The 652-nt window shown below is 57.1% G+C and carries 2 rRNA genes; both read left to right on the top strand.

Annotated elements, in window-relative coordinates:
- A 16S ribosomal RNA gene (locus QSK18_RS35665) occupies positions 1-114 on the top strand; the annotation flags it as partial.
- A 418-nt stretch (positions 115-532) separates the two neighbouring features.
- Positions 533-652, top strand: a 23S ribosomal RNA gene (locus QSK18_RS35660); the annotation flags it as partial.

The raw sequence follows: 652 nt of genomic DNA, 5'->3' as shown, positions 1-652 counted from the left end.
GAAGCCGGTGGCCTAACCCCTTGTGGGAGGGAGCTGTCGAAGGTGGGACTGGCGATTAGGACGAAGTCGTAACAAGGTAGCCGTACCGGAAGGTGCGGCTGGATCACCTCCTTTCTAAGGAGCATCTGAAAGCCCGCCTGGTCTTCGTGCCGGGAGCTGGGCTCAGAGAATGCCACTGCTCAGGCAATGAGCCGGCCCAATCATGTGGCCGGCCTGGTTCTGAGGTGGCTGCTCATGGGTGGAACATCGGTTGGAGCTCGATCCCGGGGATGGGATCGGGGATGCACTGTTGGGTCCTGAGGGAGCGGGCCGGAGCTGGAAACAGCTGCGGGCCGTGAACTTAGGCCGGGGTCCTGGTGACAGGGTCCTGGACGACTGGCATGACAGTCCTTTCATCAAACTGCTGGCACTGGTGTCGTGTGTGTGATGAGTCTGAGGGTTGTGTGTGTTCGTTGCTTGTGAACTGTATAGTGGACGTGAGCATCTTTAATTCTGTGCATTTTTCGAGCGCACTTTTTCAGTAAAGTGTGTGTCGTAAGTTTTTAAGGGCATACGGTGGATGTCTTGGCACCAGGAGCCGATGAAGGACGTAGGAGCCTGCGATAAGCCTCGAGGAGCTGGCAACCGAGCTGTGATTCGAGGGTTTCCGAAT

Source organism: Kineosporia sp. NBRC 101677 (assembly GCF_030269265.1).
Taxonomy (GTDB): Bacteria; Actinomycetota; Actinomycetes; order Actinomycetales; family Kineosporiaceae; genus Kineosporia; species Kineosporia rhizophila.
This window is presented reverse-complemented; position numbering and strand designations above follow the sequence as displayed.